Raw genomic sequence first — 16,020 nt, 5'->3', positions numbered from 1 at the left:
TTATTATATTTACAAGGTAAGTTACAAACATAATTTTTAAATTGAGGTTTTAATGTTTAAAAAAGTATCAGTAATTGGTTTAGGTTATATTGGTTTACCTACAGCCGCTGTGATTGCGTCTCGTGGCATGAGTGTAATAGGCGTTGATGTAAATCAGCATGCTGTTGATACCATTAATGCTGGTAATGTACACATAGTTGAGCCCGACCTTGATATGGTTGTACGCAGTGCGGTACAAGCAGGTAATTTGCGAGCAACCACAAAAGCTGAAAAAGCCGATGCGTTTATGGTGGCGGTGCCAACGCCTTTTAAAGAAAATTATGAAGCAGATTTGAGCTATATTGAATCGGCTGCCAAAGCAATTGCCCCTGTACTTGAAAAGGGTAACTTGGTTATTTTAGAATCAACCTCTCCTGTGGGGGCTACCGAAGAGCTTGCAAATTGGTTAGCAGAAGCACGGCCCGATTTAACCTTTCCACAAACCCATGGTATTGATGCCGATATAAATATAGCGCACTGTCCTGAGCGTGTATTACCGGGCCATGTGCTGCGAGAGCTGGTTGAAAACGACCGTGTTATTGGTGGTATGTCGCAGGCGTGTTCTAAAAAAGCAGTGGCTTTATATAAAACCTTTGTTAAAGGTGAATGCTTACTTACCAATGCGCGTACGGCTGAAATGGCTAAATTAACTGAAAACTCATTTAGAGATGTAAATATTGCGTTTGCTAATGAGCTTTCGATGATCTGCGATAAGCTCAATATTAATGTGTGGGAGTTAATTAAATTAGCGAACCGCCACCCTAGGGTAAATATTTTAAACCCGGGCCCAGGCGTTGGTGGCCATTGTATTGCGGTAGACCCTTGGTTTATTGTGAGTTCTGCGCCTGATACAGCTAAATTAATTCGCCAAGCACGGGAGGTGAACGACAGTAAACCACATTATGTATTACAACAAATACTCGACGCTGCAGAGCAATTTAAAAAGCCAGTAATTGCCTGTATGGGAATTGCATTTAAAGCTGATATAGACGATTTAAGGGAAAGCCCTGCACTTGATATAACTAAAATGTTAGCACAAAAAAGTGAGGCTGAAGTATTGGTTGTAGAGCCTAATATTAACACTTTGCCAAAAGCATTAAGCGACTTAGGCGTAGAGTTGGTAACTATACAAGAGGCTTTAGCGCGTTGTAATACGCTTGCTGTATTAGTTGACCATAAAGAATTTAAAAGTATTGCTCCTGAGCAGATTGCTAAAAAAGTAATTGTTGATAGCCGTGGTATTTTTTAAAATTATATAAAAGAAAAAGCCCACCAATTTTATTTGTTGGGCTTTTATTAGTTAGGAATGATATGAAAGTTTTAACCGTATTTGGTACTCGCCCAGAAGCGATTAAAATGGCGCCATTAGTGTTAGCATTAGCGCAAGAACCGGCCATTGAATCACGGGTTTGCGTAACGGCGCAACACAGAGAAATGTTAGATCAAGTACTCGAACTTTTTAAAATTGTGCCTGAATATGACTTAAATATAATGAAGCCAGGGCAAGATTTATACGATATTACCAGTAAAATATTACTAGGTTTACGTGATGTGTTAGATGAGTTTAAGCCAGACTGGGTATTGGTACATGGCGACACCACAACTACGTTTGCCGCATCAATGGCCGCATTTTATAAGCAAATAAAAGTAGGGCATGTTGAAGCCGGTTTAAGAACAGGGGATTTATATAGCCCTTGGCCAGAAGAAGCAAACCGTACTTTAACTAGCGTGATTACTGCTAAACATTTTTCACCTACTCAAGCCTCTGCCAATAATTTATTACGCGAACATGTAACAAGCTCAAACATTGTTATTACAGGTAATACCGTTATAGATGCCCTGCTGCAGGTTAAAAACACTGTACTTCCAATGCAAAGCACACAAAAAATAATGACAGAAAAATTTGCTGGTATTATTGATAAGCCATACGTTCTAATAACTGGGCATCGACGCGAGAGCTTTGGCGGTGGGTTTGAGCGAATTTGTGAGTCTATTTCGCAATTGGCAGTTAAATATCCAGATTTTAATTTTGTTTACCCAGTGCATTTAAACCCAAATGTACAGGAGCCAGTAAACAGGTTACTTGCCGATAAACCAAATGTAATGCTTATTGAGCCTCAAGATTATTTACCGTTTGTGTTTTTAATGGATTGTTCATACCTAATTTTAACCGATTCGGGGGGAGTGCAAGAAGAGGCGCCGAGTTTAGGCAAACCCGTTTTAGTGATGCGTGATACGACCGAAAGGCCAGAGGCTGTTGAGGCAGGAACGGTCAAATTAGTTGGCACAGATGTAGCCAAAATAGTTGAGTCAGTGAGTGAACTAATTGAAAATGAATCGCTTTATAAAAAAATGAGCCGAGCACACAACCCCTACGGTGACGGCTTGTCAAGCCAACGAATAATTGCCAGCCTTTTAGATACACTAAAGGATTCAAAATGAAAATTGCGATAGTCGGCACAGGCTATGTGGGTCTCTCTAATGCAATGCTGCTTGCGCAACATAATGAGGTTGTGGCGCTTGATATTGACGAGCATAAAATAGCGCTTTTGAATAATAAGCAGTCACCTATTGTGGATGTTGAAATTAGTGATTTTTTACAAAATAAAGCGTTAAATTTTACAGCCACTACTGATAAAAAACGGGCTTTGTTGGGGGCTGATTTTGTAATTATTGCCACCCCTACCGATTACGACCCTGACACTAATTATTTTAATACTAATAGTGTTGAGTCGGTTATTGGTGATGTAATGAGTATAAACCCCAATGCTACAATGGTGATTAAATCAACGGTACCGGTTGGGTTTACTCAGTCGATTAAGCAAACGTTTAATACTGAAAATTTACTATTTTCACCTGAGTTTTTACGTGAAGGTAAAGCACTTTACGATAACTTATACCCTTCGCGTATTGTGGTGGGAGAACAAAGCGAGCGTGCTGCTGTATTTGCAAATTTACTTAAGCAAGGTGCCGTTAAGCAAGATGTTGAAGTGTTATTTACCGATTCAACTGAAGCAGAGGCGATAAAGCTTTTCTCAAATACTTACCTTGCAATGCGAGTAGCCTATTTTAATGAGCTTGATAGTTACGCTGAGGCGCATGGGTTAAGTAGTAAGCAAATTATTCAAGGTGTTGGTTTAGACCCACGGATAGGCAGCCATTATAACAACCCGTCGTTTGGTTATGGCGGTTACTGCTTACCTAAAGATACCAAACAGCTATTAGCTAATTACAAAGATGTGCCTAATAACATTATAGGTGCCATTGTTGATGCGAACCGCACTCGTAAAGACTTTATTGCAGAATCAATCATTAAACGAAACCCTAACGTTGTAGGTGTTTACCGTTTAGTTATGAAAACCGGCTCTGACAATTTTAGAGCATCGAGCATTCAAGGTATAATGAAGCGCATTAAAGCAAAGGGCATTGAAGTGGTTGTGTATGAGCCCGTGCTTGAAGAAAGTGAGTTTTACCATTCACGGGTGATTAAAGATTTAAATGAATTTAAGCAGCTTTCGGATGTTGTTTTGTCTAACCGTATGGTTGACGAGCTAAGTGATATTGCTGATAAAGTTTATACGCGTGATTTATTTGGTAGTGATTAAATACAAAGGTTAAAGGTTAAAGAGCGACGGGCATTGAGCAGCGAGTTACGAGCCTAGAGCTTAGCACCTCGAACCTAAATTCTAATATCGACGCGGGGTAAACCCGCTGCTACACGTATAAAAAAACACTGTACTTGCATTAAACGCGGTGTTTTTATGTTTTTCTGATGCCTTGAACCTTGAACCTTGAACCTTGAACCTTGAACCTAGAAGAGTGATGGTGGAATCAACAGATTTTGCTGTATCACAAACTCAAGCTGGGCATATAGCCGCTGCTATAAAAACGTTATTGTATAAGCGTTCTAAGCGTGACCAAGTTAGTTGTCGCTTAATATATAAATCAAAATTTCTCTCCATATGATTCATAAAGCATAGACTTTTAAATCACAATTCGATATAAAGTGATTTATAACGAACAAAGGTTTAAATCACATGTATCATTGGCAACAAAAAAATTGGCCTCAATTTGAATATGATGTGACACGCTTTGAGGCAAGTGTCAGCGAGTATTCGAAAAAAGCTTACAGCATTGAAGGGGCATTATCGCAAATACCGTTAAATGACCATAATGATGCATTTGTTCACTTACTAGTGGAAGAAGCATTAAGCACCAGTGCCATTGAAGGTGAAAAACTTAACCGTGAAGAGGTGCGCTCATCGGTTGCTCGTTTTCTAGGGTTAAAAGAACCAGAGCGTGGCGGTTACTTCCCTAAAGAAAAAGGCATTGCGGCGATGCTTGTTGATGTGCGCAAAAGCATTAAAAGTGCTATGTCTAAAACCTTACTTTGTCATTGGCACACGCTGCTATTACACGGTAGTGAAGATTATTATGTAAACCCTATTACAAAAGGCGATTATCGAGACTCGCCCATTGATGTAATAAGAGAAGACTTATACGGCGACAGTGAAATCATCTACAAAGCACCCGGTAATAATCGCACTGAGGTTGAACATGAAATGGGTGCTTTCATACAATGGTATAACAGCGCCAATTGTTCAGGCCCTATAAAAGCAGCCGTTGCTCATTTATGGTTTGTCGCTATTCATCCATTTCAAGATGGTAATGGCCGTGTTGGTAGAGCCATAGCCGAGCATGCATTATTTCAAGACTTTTCGAGACCGCCGCTTTTTAGTATGTCGAGCATGATTAATACTAATCGAATGGATTATTATCAGCATCTTAGAAATACCAATACCAGCTTACAAATTAATGAGTGGATAGCATGGTTTGTTGAGCTAGTCAGAACTTCGCAAGATAAGTCACTTGAGTCCGTTGAATTTGTATTGCAAAAATCAAAGTTTTGGGCTGAATATGGGGAGGTCAAACTCAACCAACGACAAGAGAAGGTGATGAAAAAAATCTTCACTGTAGGCGCTGACGGCTTTGTACGTGATGGTTTAACTAATGAAAAATATCGAGCTATTACTGGTGCGCCACCGGCAACCGCTACAAGAGATTTAAAATCATTGATTGATAATGGCTTACTATATCCGTCAGGCGAAGGTAAACGTGGATTACGCTACTTTGTGAACTTCCCGCAAGAGAAAAACCTATTTGCTGACAAAGGAGATGTTTCATTGGTGGATGATATTAGCTTAAGCAAAATCTTAAAGAAAATAGAGCGTAATATTGAATATTTTCGTGGTGAAAAAAACTCAGGCTTAACAAAGCTTATTGATGAATATAAGTCTCTATCATTAGATGATAAAGTAGCGGAGCGAAAGTTAGAAAAGCTTTTAGGACGAAACAGGTAAATTAGTTACACCCTCGCATTGGTGATGGTGGTATCGATGTTGCAATTTCCGCTTCACTGAATGGGCAACCTAAAACCTAAAACCGACGCGGGGTGAACCCGCTGCTACAGGTATAAAAAAACCTTGCGATGTTAACCGACCGTAAGATTTTTAAATTCCTCGAACCTCGAACCTCGAACCTCGAACCTCGAACCTTGAACCTAGCAGCCTTTTAAGCCCTCCCACGCAGGGCGGAAATGCAACTTGCCAGTATGACAAACCCTAATGACATTTTAAACGCCAATGAAATGGTGTTCATTAATGCGTGGCTATTTTGCGCCGAGAAGGTGCTGTCGCCAAGGTAATAATGCACAATTAAGTTGATTAAGCTCATGCCAAATAAATTACCAATAGTGCGTGATAAGTTTAATGAAGAAGACGCGACGCCTAGCTCGCTTTTATCTACCGCGCCCATAATGGCATTGTTGTTAGGGGTTGAAAATAAGCCAAACCCAATCCCTACCAATAGCAGTGAGCCGCTAATGTAAGCGGTGCTTGAACTAACCGACAGCTGCGATAACAGAAAAAAGCCAACCAGAACAATTATACAGCCTAGTGTGGCAAGTAAGCGCGGTTGTATTTTATCAGCAAATTTACCTGCTAAGGGCGCCATAATGGCCATTGAAACCGCTTGCAGTAATACTATTTGCCCTGCATGTGCGGGGCTTAATCCTTTTATATATTGCAGGTATAAACTTAACAAAAAAGCCAGTGAAAAGTTACTCGCATACATTAAAAATGATGTAGACAAAGACAGGCTAAATACTCGACTTTCTAAAAACATTTGCACTCTAATTAAAGGGCGCCTGCTGCGACTTTGGTGAACAATAAATAGTATTAAACAAATGATTGAAAGTGCAGTTAACAGCCAGCCTGCTATATTGGGTAAATTACTTAGCCCTAATACTAAGCACAGTGCAAAAAGCGAGAAAATACCCGTGCCCCACCAGTCAAATGGCAGTTTTTTATCGTTTTTCCACTCCCCATGTAAAAACAGTTTAATGGCAATGAGGAGCATAAGCACCAAGGGGATTTGTGAGTAAAACACCGCACGCCATCCCCATAGTTCAGTGAGCCAGCCACCCACCGCAGGCGCTGCACTGAGCCCTATGTACACACACGCCGCAGAAGTGCCCAGTGCCATTGCGCGCTTATTATCAGGTGTAACAGAGGTAATAATGGCCACGCCTATGCCAAAAATCATGGCGCCTGCCGCCCCTTGAATAAAGCGCCAAAAAAGCACCCATTCAATAGAGGTAGCTAACGCACACATTAGCGAGGCCAATGCATTTAAACCTAAACCAAACACATACACGCGTTTACGGCCATAGTTGTCAGCTATTTTACCGCACGGCAGCATAAAAATAACGCTGCTGAGTAAATACAAGGTAGGCATCCACGCGATCATTTTTGCGCTTGCGTGTAAATCTTCTGCAAGGTTTGGAATGGCAATGTTAACGCCTGCCATGCCAAGCGGCCCAATAATACAGCCGCTACAAACAATGATAAGTGCAATAGTAGTGGGAGGAAGATTAAACAAGAGGTATCCTTTTATTTACTGGCTTTAAAATGATACGTGAATATACCTACTTGTACAGGATTTAAAGGGCTGCGGGTTGCGGGCTGCGAGCGACGAGCGGTGGGCAACGGGCATCGGGGGGCGAGCTACGAGCGGTGGGCTTCGGGTTACGAGCCTAGGGCTAAACACTTAACCTCGTACCTAGAACCTAAAATCTTCATGAAGCCGTTGCCAATGAGTTTTAAGTTGTTGTTTATGCGCTTCACTCATTGGCAAATTCTTAATCGCATCTGGCCATTGTTTACGCGCTTTATTAATTACATCATCTAAATGAGGTTTTATAGCTCGCCAAGGAATGTCAGCTTTTTTAGACCAGTATTCAAAATGTTTATAAGAAATATCGTACCATGCTTTTGTTTTTGCGAGGTTGAGTGCAAAATGTTGCTCATTCGTAATGTAAACGCTGGTTGTAACTATATCATAGGCAGGTGAGAGCCTTGGCGTTGTTTGGTCTGAATATAATAAACTCCAATTTTTTAGGTGAGCGTCTCCATTAGCTAGCAGAATATTAGCAAGTAAACGTCGCGCGAGCTGTTGCACATCAGCGAGTCCATCGCCTGAAAACTGATATAAGATTCTTGCTATTTGCTCATAGTTTCCAGAATTGTATTTATCGTGTGGGTACTTAACGAGTACTTGTGCAAAATCTTCCATGTGAATTCGTTGATTGCTTTGCCTATCGAATCGCTTTATCGCAAGCGCTAGTTTTTCATCAGGTAAATTAATTTGAGGTAAATTATCTAATTGTTCAATATTAACTAGTTTTATATCCGGAATATCCACACCTATCATTGACGCTAAAGTCATTGATGTAAACTCATTAGTTGGCACGTTTTTATGTTTAGTTGAGGGGGTTTTTATAATCCAATCACCTAACACATTATCACGTGATAAATTATATCGGCCGTCTTTTTCTTTCATAGAAAATTTCATTTGGACACCAGCCAAAGAAAATTTATTTTCTTGATTTAATTTTTCAAAATTCACCGCAGTTACTTGGCCATGACTATTGAATAGGCTAATTGGAACGTCTTCAGGCTTCATTGGTTCAGCAACTAAAGCACCCGGTAAGTCCATCCCGAGGTACGAAAGGATGTGAAACTCATTATCTACATGCGTTTTAAGCCCTTGAGCTATAAGCTCGCGTAATGAACCTTCCGGTAGTAGGTTTGACAGTATAGGGTGAACGCGTTGGTTTGTTACCCAAGGTTCTGACATCATTTTTTCAGCTCGAGGGAAGTTTGGATGTGTAGTTAAGCTAAATGTTGGCCTCGTTTTATTTAAACGAAAGCCTTCATCGAAGTGGAATATGTTTAAGCCATTTTTACCCCCAGCAAGAAAGCCTACTACATGGCCATGCAGTGTTAACTTTAAAACATTAATTTCCATGTTCATCTTCATCCTCTAGTAATCCTTTCCATGGATCTTCAGATACAGTTATTTTTTGTAGGCTTTGATTAGGCTTTTGGTGTTCTGTTGGTTTGTTGCCATCACTGTTTTTGAGGGCTGCTAATACCACACTCATTTTTTCTTTTGGTATTAACATTATTTCACTATTAAGCCCTTGAGCTACTAATGTTAGCGTATTTAACCTAGGATTGCCTTTTGCTTCAAGTCGCTGATATTGTTGCCTAGAAATGCCAATGCGCATGGGCATTTCATTTTGTTTTATTTTTAGAGCAAGACGACGGTTTTTTATTTGCTGTAGAAGGTTCATTTAAGGAGACTAATAAGTTGCTTTTAAAGTTTATAGAAACATATTAGTTGCTATTATTATTTTTAGCAACTTAAGTGTTGCTATTTTATACTGTACTTTATGCTGCGCATTTTATTTTTGGGCGACGGCGACGGTTAATGGGCACCGAGCGGCGGGTTACGGGCCTAGAGCCTAAAACCTAATACCTAAAACCGACGCGGGGTAAACCCGCTGCTACAGATATAAAAAAATCTTGCAATGTTAACCGCAAGATTTTTAAATTCCCCGAACCCCGAACCCCGAACCCCGAACCCCGAACCCCGAACCCCGAACCCCGAACCCCGAACCCCGAACCCCGAACCCCGAACCCCGAACCCCGAACCCCGAACCTATCCCTTTCCAATTTCTACCGTCACCTCATCCCCCAATATTGCCCTGTATTTTGCTGCGAGTGCATTTTTAGCATCATCATCGCCGTGAACTATTTTTATATGGCTGGGCTTTTTGCGCATGCCGGTTACAAATTTAATTAAACCTGCTTGATCGGCGTGGGCGCTGTAGCCGCTTATGGTGTGTATTTGGGCGTTTATATTTATACGTGTATTGTTTATAAATACATAGCCGTTGCGCGGGCCATATTTTTGTATGTCACGGCCTAGGGTGCCGCGACCTTGGTAGCCTACAAAGAGGATGTCGGTGGTTTTGTCATTTAAAAAGCGCTCTAAGTAATTAACGATACGCCCGCCGGTGCACATGCCGCTTGCGGCTAAAATAATGGCGGGAGTTTGCCGTGTGGCTAAGTAATTTATAAGCGCTAAGTGCTCACTGTGAGTGTTTACCGTGGTAAGGTTTTCAAAGTTGAGCGGGTGGCGTCCTTTGGCTACTTTTTGTTTTGCTTCTTTATCCCATAAATATTTAAACTTTTTATACTGCTCAGTAAAGTTAGCGGCCATGGGGGAGTCGAGTATGACTTGTATTGTGCGCCAAGGCGAATTTTTAGCAGAGGCATGAATAAGCTGCTCAAGTTCGTATAACAGCTCTTGGGTGCGGCCAATACTAAATGCAGGCACAAGTACGATGCCGTTGTCGGCTACCGCGCGTTCTATCACACTTTTTAGTGTTTGCGTGCGTTGTTTGCGACCTTGATGGTTTTTATCACCATAGGTTGACTCAATTACTAAGGTATCGGCTTTGTAAGGCGCTTTAGGGGCGGGTAGTAAAGGTGTGTAGGGCGCGCCTAAATCACCAGAAAATACCACTCTATGACTATTTTTAATGCTACGGGACGGTGTGTTTATGTCTATTTCAACATAGGCTGAACCTAAAATATGCCCCGCACGCTGTAACCGTGCTTTAGCGGTATGCTCGCCTTTGCAGGGCAGCTCAAGCCAGGCTTTAAAATCAACAGCAACAACTTGCTGTTTGAGTAGCCTTAAGCAGGTAGCTATTATTTTTTGATCGCGCGTTACGCCTACTTTTAACGCATCTTCAATTACTAGTGGCAGTAAGCTGGCGGATGCAATAGAGGTAAATATGGGCCCTTTAAAGCCAGCCATTAATAAGTAGGGGATTCGGCCAACATGATCAATATGGCAATGGGTGACGATCAACGCGCGAACAGTGTTTATATTAAATTCAATAGTAAGATCATCAACAGAATCTTCTCCCTGAAACAGCCCGCAATCAATAAGGTATGAGGTGTGGTTGTTTACTACCAGCTGGTGGCATGAACCTGTTACGCCATTGACTGCTCCGTGGTGAAGTATTTGCATGTTATGTCCTTATGTTTTGGCTGCGGGTTACGGGCCACAGGTTACGGCTAGAAGCTCGAAGCCCGAGCCTAGTACTTAGAGCCTAACGCCTTTATTTTATAGGTAAATATAGCAGGTAATTAATAGTTTGGAATTTTAGCGGGTTACCATAGCGAAATTGCGCGAGGTAAACTCCCGCCTTGTAGGTTAACATGGGGGGGGTTGGTAGGCGGGGATTTATGCCGCGCATTTTATGTTTTGGCGACGGGCTGTGAGAAACGGGTTAGGCTTGAAAAACTCCGGAATTGTGTAGCAGCGGGTTTACCCCGCGTCTGGGTAAAGGTTAAAGGTTAAAGGTTAAAGAGCAGGAATTAGGTTTTAGGCAGGGATTAAGTCAATCATAGTGTTTAGGTTGAACGTAGGCGAGGCTTTATGCCGCGTAAGTTTGGTTTAAAGTTCACGGCGGCGGGCAACGGGTCGCGGGCTTAAACCCAAACACCTAACAATACAACTTTGCACCTCGGGCTTAGCACTTAAAACTCCGTTAGTTTAAGAAACAACTCTAGTTATCACTTTTAATGTTAAAACAAACCCACACGGCTCTAGCACTTTTTTTAAAATCGATAAGCGAGGGTCTGTGTTGTTTTTTTCAATATCACGTAATGTTCTATCTGATACTTTTACATAATTAGCAAATCGTGTTTGCGACATTTTATAAAGCTTAGTACGAACCAATCGCACTGCATCACCTATTTCTATCTCATTATTTAAAATGTCGTGCTCTATTTGTGCTAAAAACGCCAACCTTTCTAACCCATCGTATTTACTCATCCATCACTCCCATTTGTACAAACTTACTCTCTAAAAACTCAAACCCGATAGCAGGAAAATAAACAATGCGTTCCGGGCAACCTGCATCTAAAAGTAATGTTGGTAGATTTTTGAGCCTTTTGGCTATTTTTTGTAGATAGGTGATTAATTCATTTGGGTCACACATAGATGAGAGTTGATCGGCTACTTGCAAAAAGTTTACCTTGCCTCCACTTTCAAAACCGTCACCCCACTTAAACAATCGTGTTACCATTTCAGGATCTGCTTTCAATGGTGCATTGACAGAACATGCTCTGTTATCAATACAGTTATTATCTGCTACAGAAAATAGATAGTCCGTAAAATAAGTGAGCCTTGCTTTAGCGCTCATTTCATCACCTGTAAATGTTAATTGCGCAGCATCATGCCACTGACCACTGTGAAACAATTGGAATATTACACTCATAGCTACCTCGGGAAGTATGTTTCCGAAAATTACAGTTTTTATGATTAAAAGGGAAGTGTAGTTCTGTTTTTATGTTTGTTCAACAAAATAAAAAGAAGTAAGCTTCTGTTTTTTGTTTTAATCTATATTATTACAAATGAGATATACGTGATGTAAGAAACATATTGGCTATATCACTATGCTAGATATCGTGATATTTGGGATCTTATGCGGTTGTAATACCAAGGGCTAGAATTAGTGAACGGCTGGTCTGAGATTAGATACAACGATTTTAAAATTGTGGCTGGATTTTAGAAACCACTACGGATTAAAGGTTAAAGAGCAGGTTTTAGGTATTAGGTAGGGATTCAGCCAAGCACAGTGTTTAGGTTAAACGTAGGCGAGCTTTATGCCGCGCAGATTTGGTTGAATTTCGCGCCGACGGGCGACGGGCGACGGGCAATGGGCAACGAGCGGCGGGCAATGGGCAACGAGCGACGGGCAACGAGCGGCGGGCAATGGGCCTAGAGCCTAAACCCTAATACTGACGCGGGGTAAACCCGCTGCTACCGGTATAAAAAAACCTTGCAATGTAACCGCAAGGTTTTTAAATTCCTCGAACCTCGAACCTCGAACCTCGAACCTAGATCTTAAAAGCGTCTTGCAGTGGCGGTACTACTTGCTTTTTACGGCTTAATACGCCGTCTAGCCATACTTTACCGTTTTCTGGTTTTACACCGTATGCTTGTTCAACGAGGCTGGCATCGTCTGAGGCAATGAGCATTTGCGAGCCTTCTTGCATAATGTCGGTCAGGAGTAAAAATACTGAGTGGCGATTACCTTCTTGCTTAAGTTTAGCAATGTCGGCTTCAAGGTCGGCTTTTATATCGTCAAATACAGCAAGGTCAATCACTTCTAATTGGCCAATACCGACGAGGTTGCCGTTCATGTTAAAGTCTTTAAAGTCACGCATGACTAAGTCACGCACGGGGGTGTCTTCAACGGCTGATTTAACGCGGAACATGTCCATGCCAAGTTCTTTAAAGTCTTCAATGTCGGCAATTTCTGCAAGGGCTTCAACACATTTAATGTCGGCTGTGGTGCAAGTTGGCGATTTAAAAATAACCGTGTCACTTAAAATAGCGCATAGCATAATGCCGGCAATATCTTTAGGGATTTCTACGTTGTAGAAGTCATACATCATTTTAATAATGGTGTTAGAACACCCAACAGGGCGGATCCAACACTCAAGCGGTGTCGATGAGGTTAAATCCCCTAGTTTATGATGATCAACCACGCCCACTACGCGCGCTTGGTCTATATCATCGGGGGCTTGCGTTTTTTCAGTGTGATCGACAATATAAACGTCTTCACCTGCGTAGCTTAGTTTTAGCTCAGGTGCTTGGAAACCAAACTTATCTAAAATAAACTGTGTTTCTGGTGACACTTCACCAAGGCGGGTGGGAATGGCTGGCTCACCAATTTCATTTTTTAAATAAGCCAGTGCAATTGCACCACATATTGAATCTGAATCTGGGATTTTATGGCCCACTACATACATTGACATTGACTAAACTCCTTAAAATTTGCTGATATTCTAACAAAGTCTCTGGGTTTTAACATATAGACAGTGCAATTAAGTTTTAGCTAAACTTGAAAACCTTATACACAGTAGGAACTGCATATGCGATTAAGCCGTAAAGGTTGGAACAACGTGATTATTTTTTCTATGTTGATCATGATCTTCTTTTTAAATGGGCTGCATAAAAAAATAGGTAACGACGAAACGCAGGCACAATTACAGCCGTTACTGCCGGTGCAAAGTTTTGTGTTAACGCTAACATTTAGCGATCAAAAAATTGAGCGTATTGGCACCAGTTGGCGTACGGTTGCTTTGCAAACAGAGCAGCCGCTTTATTGGCAGGGCACTGAGCAACAACTTAGCGAATTGGTTTATTTATGGCAAAATACCGCGTTAATGACCACACCCGACGCTATTGATTTAAATAAGCCGTTGTCGGCCGCTGCGTTTGAACTCGCCGGTGAGCCTCTGCCGTGGGTATACTTATTATACAAAGCAAATGGCCAATATTATTTACTTGATAAAACCAGCCAACGCTTACTGATGCTTGATTTAGTGACCGCTAAGCAGTTATTTCCTAGTTTTAATTTTTATAAGTGAGCGTTTTAAAATGCCTGAATTACCAGAGGTAGAAGTTAGCCGCATGGGTATTACCCCTCATGTGTTAAATCAAGTGGTTACTAAGGTAAATATTCATAATGGCAGTATGCGCTGGCCGGTGCCCGATGAGGTTTATCAACTTGAGGGGCTGGTGGTCAAGAGTATCCAGCGCCGTGCAAAATATTTACTGTTAGAGTGCGAACTAGGGTCGGCTATATTGCATTTAGGAATGTCGGGGAATTTGCGGGTGGTAAATAAAGCCGAGCCACTTAAAAAGCACGACCATGTTGAGTTTATTTTGGCCAATAATAAAGCGCTGCGTTTAAATGATCCACGTCGTTTTGGTTGTTGTTTATGGCAAGCGCCGGGGGATGAACATAAGTTACTTGCTAAATTAGGCCCAGAACCACTCACTGATGATTTTTTTGCCAAACGCGTTTATGAGCAGTCGCGTAATAAAAAAGTACCCGTTAAGCAGTTTATTATGAATAACGCGGTGGTGGTAGGAGTAGGTAATATTTACGCTAACGAGTCGTTATTTAAAGCAGGCATTGACCCTCGTAAAGAAGCCGGAAAGGTAAGCCTTAAACGCTACCAAGCGCTAATCCCCATTATTAAAGACACGCTAGCGGCAGCGATTACTCAAGGTGGCACAACCTTAAAAGACTTTGCTCAAAGTGACGGTAAACCCGGTTACTTTGCGCAGCAGCTATTAGTGTATGGTCGAAAAGGCCAACCGTGTGTAAATTGTGATGCACCACTGACAGAAATACGCCTAGGGCAACGTAGCACCGTATTTTGTGGGGTGTGTCAGAAGTAATAAAGGTGCTAGGTAAAGGGTAAAGTTCACGGGCGACGGGTAACGGGTAATGGGCGACGGGTAACGGGTAACGGGCGACGGGCCTCGAAGCTCGAAGCCTCGACCCCAAACTTTTCTTGTGGAAAAAACAACCGTCCGGTAGCAATGTGATTTAAGTGCTGGTATACTCCCGCGTCTGCCACGTTGCGTTCTATGTCCTCATATAGTTTAGCCACTTGTGAGCGGCGCAAAAGTCTAAAACTCGAAGGGGTTGTAGCAAACTTAGAGCGGTAGTTAAACATAACTACCTGTGGTTTTAATTGAAAAACATTGGATTTTTATAAATGAAAACGTTTGTTGCTAAACCAGAAACAGTAAAACGTGACTGGTACGTAGTTGACGCTGAAGGTAAAACTTTAGGTCGCATCGCTACTGAAATCGCTCATCGCCTACGCGGTAAGCACAAAGCTGAGTACACACCGCATGTAGATACTGGTGATTACATCATCGTGATCAACGCTGAGAAAGTTACTGTTACTGGTAATAAATTCAAAGACAAAGTGTACTATGCTCACTCTGGTTTCCCAGGTGGCCTTAAGTCTACTACTTTTGATAAACTTCAAGCTGCAAAGCCTGAAATGATCATCGAGAAAGCTGTTAAAGGCATGTTGCCACGTGGTCCTTTAGGCCGCGCCATGTACCGTAAACTTAAAGTTTATGCGGGTACAGAGCACAACCATGCTGCACAACAGCCTCAGGTTCTAGACATTTAAGGAGCACTACCATGGCAAATCAATACTACGGTACAGGTCGTCGTAAAAGTTCAAGTGCTCGCGTATTCTTACGCCCAGGCACTGGTAACATCGTAATCAACAAGCGCTCTTTGGAAGAGTACTTTAGTCGCGAAACAGCACGTATGGTTGTTAACCAAGCTCTTGAGCTTGTAGATATGACTGAAAAATTTGACTTACACATCACCGTTTCTGGTGGTGGTACTACTGGTCAAGCTGGTGCTATTCGTCACGGTATCACTCGTGCACTTATGGAGTTTGACGAGTCATTACGTCCACAACTTCGTAAAGCAGGTTTTGTTACCCGTGATGCACGTAAAGTTGAACGTAAGAAAGTGGGTCTTAAGAAAGCACGTAAGCGTCCACAGTTCTCAAAACGTTAATTTTTACGTTATCAAGAATTCAAAAACCCAGCTTATGCTGGGTTTTTTGTTTTTTAGCTGCGGACGACGGGAACTGAGCTACGGGCAACGAGCTGCGAAAGAGATTAAGTTCTGTGCGTTAAATTATATATCTACTATAGTTTATA

Annotated in this window: 15 protein-coding genes; 8 read left to right on the top strand and 7 right to left on the bottom strand. The window is 41.7% G+C overall.

Features of this window, described 5'->3' with window-relative positions:
- The first annotated feature begins 52 nt into the window (after nucleotides 1-52).
- The 4 genes from wecC to AC6H44_RS12930 all read left to right on the top strand — a co-directional run bounded on the left by wecC (nucleotide 53) and on the right by AC6H44_RS12930 (nucleotide 5,399).
- A complete protein-coding gene (wecC, locus tag AC6H44_RS12945; RefSeq protein WP_500735976.1) occupies nucleotides 53-1,288 on the top strand; it encodes a UDP-N-acetyl-D-mannosamine dehydrogenase in 1,236 nt (411 codons plus the stop codon).
- Between the two features lie 62 nt (nucleotides 1,289-1,350).
- Nucleotides 1,351-2,481 carry a non-hydrolyzing UDP-N-acetylglucosamine 2-epimerase gene (gene wecB, locus AC6H44_RS12940; RefSeq protein ID WP_500735975.1) on the top strand — a complete coding sequence of 377 codons (1,131 nt, stop codon included), beginning with the start codon at nucleotides 1,351-1,353 and terminating at the stop codon, nucleotides 2,479-2,481.
- On the top strand, nucleotides 2,478-3,644 hold the full coding sequence (locus AC6H44_RS12935; RefSeq protein ID WP_500735974.1) for a nucleotide sugar dehydrogenase: 1,167 nt from the start codon (nucleotides 2,478-2,480) through the stop codon (nucleotides 3,642-3,644). Before wecB ends, AC6H44_RS12935 begins: the two co-directional genes overlap by 4 nt.
- A 432-nt stretch (nucleotides 3,645-4,076) precedes the next feature.
- Nucleotides 4,077-5,399, top strand: coding sequence for a Fic family protein (locus AC6H44_RS12930; protein WP_500735973.1), 1,323 nt, complete (start codon nucleotides 4,077-4,079; stop codon nucleotides 5,397-5,399).
- A gap of 211 nt (nucleotides 5,400-5,610) precedes the next feature.
- Here the strand turns inward: AC6H44_RS12930 and AC6H44_RS12925 are convergent, their stop codons facing one another.
- The 7 genes from AC6H44_RS12925 to AC6H44_RS12895 form a co-directional block, all read right to left on the bottom strand.
- Complete coding sequence (locus tag AC6H44_RS12925) at nucleotides 5,611-6,978, bottom strand: MFS transporter (RefSeq protein WP_500735971.1); 1,368 nt, start codon at nucleotides 6,976-6,978, stop codon at nucleotides 5,611-5,613.
- Between the two features lie 180 nt (nucleotides 6,979-7,158).
- Nucleotides 7,159-8,406, bottom strand: coding sequence for a type II toxin-antitoxin system HipA family toxin (locus AC6H44_RS12920; protein WP_500735969.1), 1,248 nt, complete (start codon nucleotides 8,404-8,406; stop codon nucleotides 7,159-7,161).
- On the bottom strand, nucleotides 8,396-8,734 hold the full coding sequence (locus AC6H44_RS12915; protein ID WP_500735968.1) for a helix-turn-helix transcriptional regulator: 339 nt from the start codon (nucleotides 8,732-8,734) through the stop codon (nucleotides 8,396-8,398). The genes AC6H44_RS12920 and AC6H44_RS12915 overlap by 11 nt, the downstream gene beginning before the upstream one ends.
- Nucleotides 8,735-9,102: 368 nt before the next feature.
- Nucleotides 9,103-10,485 carry an MBL fold metallo-hydrolase RNA specificity domain-containing protein gene (locus AC6H44_RS12910; protein ID WP_500735967.1) on the bottom strand — a complete coding sequence of 461 codons (1,383 nt, stop codon included), beginning with the start codon at nucleotides 10,483-10,485 and terminating at the stop codon, nucleotides 9,103-9,105.
- 528 nt (nucleotides 10,486-11,013) lie between these two features.
- A complete protein-coding gene (locus AC6H44_RS12905; RefSeq protein ID WP_500735966.1) occupies nucleotides 11,014-11,295 on the bottom strand; it encodes a helix-turn-helix domain-containing protein in 282 nt (93 codons plus the stop codon).
- Entirely contained in the window at nucleotides 11,288-11,740 is a 453-nt protein-coding gene (locus AC6H44_RS12900; protein WP_500735965.1) for a hypothetical protein, read from the bottom strand. Before AC6H44_RS12900 ends, AC6H44_RS12905 begins: the two co-directional genes overlap by 8 nt.
- Before the next feature lie 622 nt (nucleotides 11,741-12,362).
- A complete protein-coding gene (locus tag AC6H44_RS12895; protein WP_500735964.1) occupies nucleotides 12,363-13,286 on the bottom strand; it encodes a manganese-dependent inorganic pyrophosphatase in 924 nt (307 codons plus the stop codon).
- A gap of 117 nt (nucleotides 13,287-13,403) precedes the next feature.
- On the opposite strand from AC6H44_RS12895, the gene AC6H44_RS12890 reads away from it, so the two are divergent.
- The 4 genes from AC6H44_RS12890 (at nucleotide 13,404) to rpsI (ending at nucleotide 15,874) form a co-directional block, all read left to right on the top strand.
- Entirely contained in the window at nucleotides 13,404-13,901 is a 498-nt protein-coding gene (locus AC6H44_RS12890) for a hypothetical protein (RefSeq protein ID WP_500735963.1), read from the top strand.
- A 10-nt stretch (nucleotides 13,902-13,911) separates the two neighbouring features.
- The gene (gene mutM / locus AC6H44_RS12885; protein ID WP_500735962.1) at nucleotides 13,912-14,721 is read left to right on the top strand and encodes a bifunctional DNA-formamidopyrimidine glycosylase/DNA-(apurinic or apyrimidinic site) lyase; all 810 of its coding nucleotides are present in this window, start codon (nucleotides 13,912-13,914) and stop codon (nucleotides 14,719-14,721) included.
- Nucleotides 14,722-15,044: 323 nt separating this feature from the next.
- Complete coding sequence (gene rplM, locus AC6H44_RS12880; RefSeq protein ID WP_002957960.1) at nucleotides 15,045-15,473, top strand: 50S ribosomal protein L13; 429 nt, start codon at nucleotides 15,045-15,047, stop codon at nucleotides 15,471-15,473.
- Between the two features lie 11 nt (nucleotides 15,474-15,484).
- Entirely contained in the window at nucleotides 15,485-15,874 is a 390-nt protein-coding gene (gene rpsI / locus AC6H44_RS12875) for a 30S ribosomal protein S9 (RefSeq protein WP_500735960.1), read from the top strand.
- Nucleotides 15,875-16,020 lie beyond the last annotated feature (146 nt).

This window comes from Pseudoalteromonas sp. TAP-3C, from assembly GCF_059888565.1.
Note: the sequence above shows the minus strand (reverse complement) of the source record. Positions and strands in the feature narration are given on the sequence as shown.

What these genes read in the sequence shown, in the direction of transcription:
- AC6H44_RS12910 (WP_500735967.1), bottom strand. Translation starts at nt 10,485, where the DNA reads ATGCAAATACTTCACCACGGAGCAGTCAATGGCGTAACAGGTTCATGC.
- AC6H44_RS12900 (WP_500735965.1), bottom strand. Translation starts at nt 11,740, where the DNA reads ATGAGTGTAATATTCCAATTGTTTCACAGTGGTCAGTGGCATGATGCT.
- AC6H44_RS12915 (WP_500735968.1), bottom strand. Translation starts at nt 8,734, where the DNA reads ATGAACCTTCTACAGCAAATAAAAAACCGTCGTCTTGCTCTAAAAATA.
- mutM (WP_500735962.1), top strand. Translation starts at nt 13,912, where the DNA reads ATGCCTGAATTACCAGAGGTAGAAGTTAGCCGCATGGGTATTACCCCT.
- AC6H44_RS12930 (WP_500735973.1), top strand. Translation starts at nt 4,077, where the DNA reads ATGTATCATTGGCAACAAAAAAATTGGCCTCAATTTGAATATGATGTG.
- rplM (WP_002957960.1), top strand. Translation starts at nt 15,045, where the DNA reads ATGAAAACGTTTGTTGCTAAACCAGAAACAGTAAAACGTGACTGGTAC.
- rpsI (WP_500735960.1), top strand. Translation starts at nt 15,485, where the DNA reads ATGGCAAATCAATACTACGGTACAGGTCGTCGTAAAAGTTCAAGTGCT.
- AC6H44_RS12935 (WP_500735974.1), top strand. Translation starts at nt 2,478, where the DNA reads ATGAAAATTGCGATAGTCGGCACAGGCTATGTGGGTCTCTCTAATGCA.
- AC6H44_RS12895 (WP_500735964.1), bottom strand. Translation starts at nt 13,286, where the DNA reads ATGTCAATGTATGTAGTGGGCCATAAAATCCCAGATTCAGATTCAATA.
- AC6H44_RS12905 (WP_500735966.1), bottom strand. Translation starts at nt 11,295, where the DNA reads ATGAGTAAATACGATGGGTTAGAAAGGTTGGCGTTTTTAGCACAAATA.
- wecB (WP_500735975.1), top strand. Translation starts at nt 1,351, where the DNA reads ATGAAAGTTTTAACCGTATTTGGTACTCGCCCAGAAGCGATTAAAATG.
- wecC (WP_500735976.1), top strand. Translation starts at nt 53, where the DNA reads ATGTTTAAAAAAGTATCAGTAATTGGTTTAGGTTATATTGGTTTACCT.
- AC6H44_RS12890 (WP_500735963.1), top strand. Translation starts at nt 13,404, where the DNA reads ATGCGATTAAGCCGTAAAGGTTGGAACAACGTGATTATTTTTTCTATG.
- AC6H44_RS12920 (WP_500735969.1), bottom strand. Translation starts at nt 8,406, where the DNA reads ATGGAAATTAATGTTTTAAAGTTAACACTGCATGGCCATGTAGTAGGC.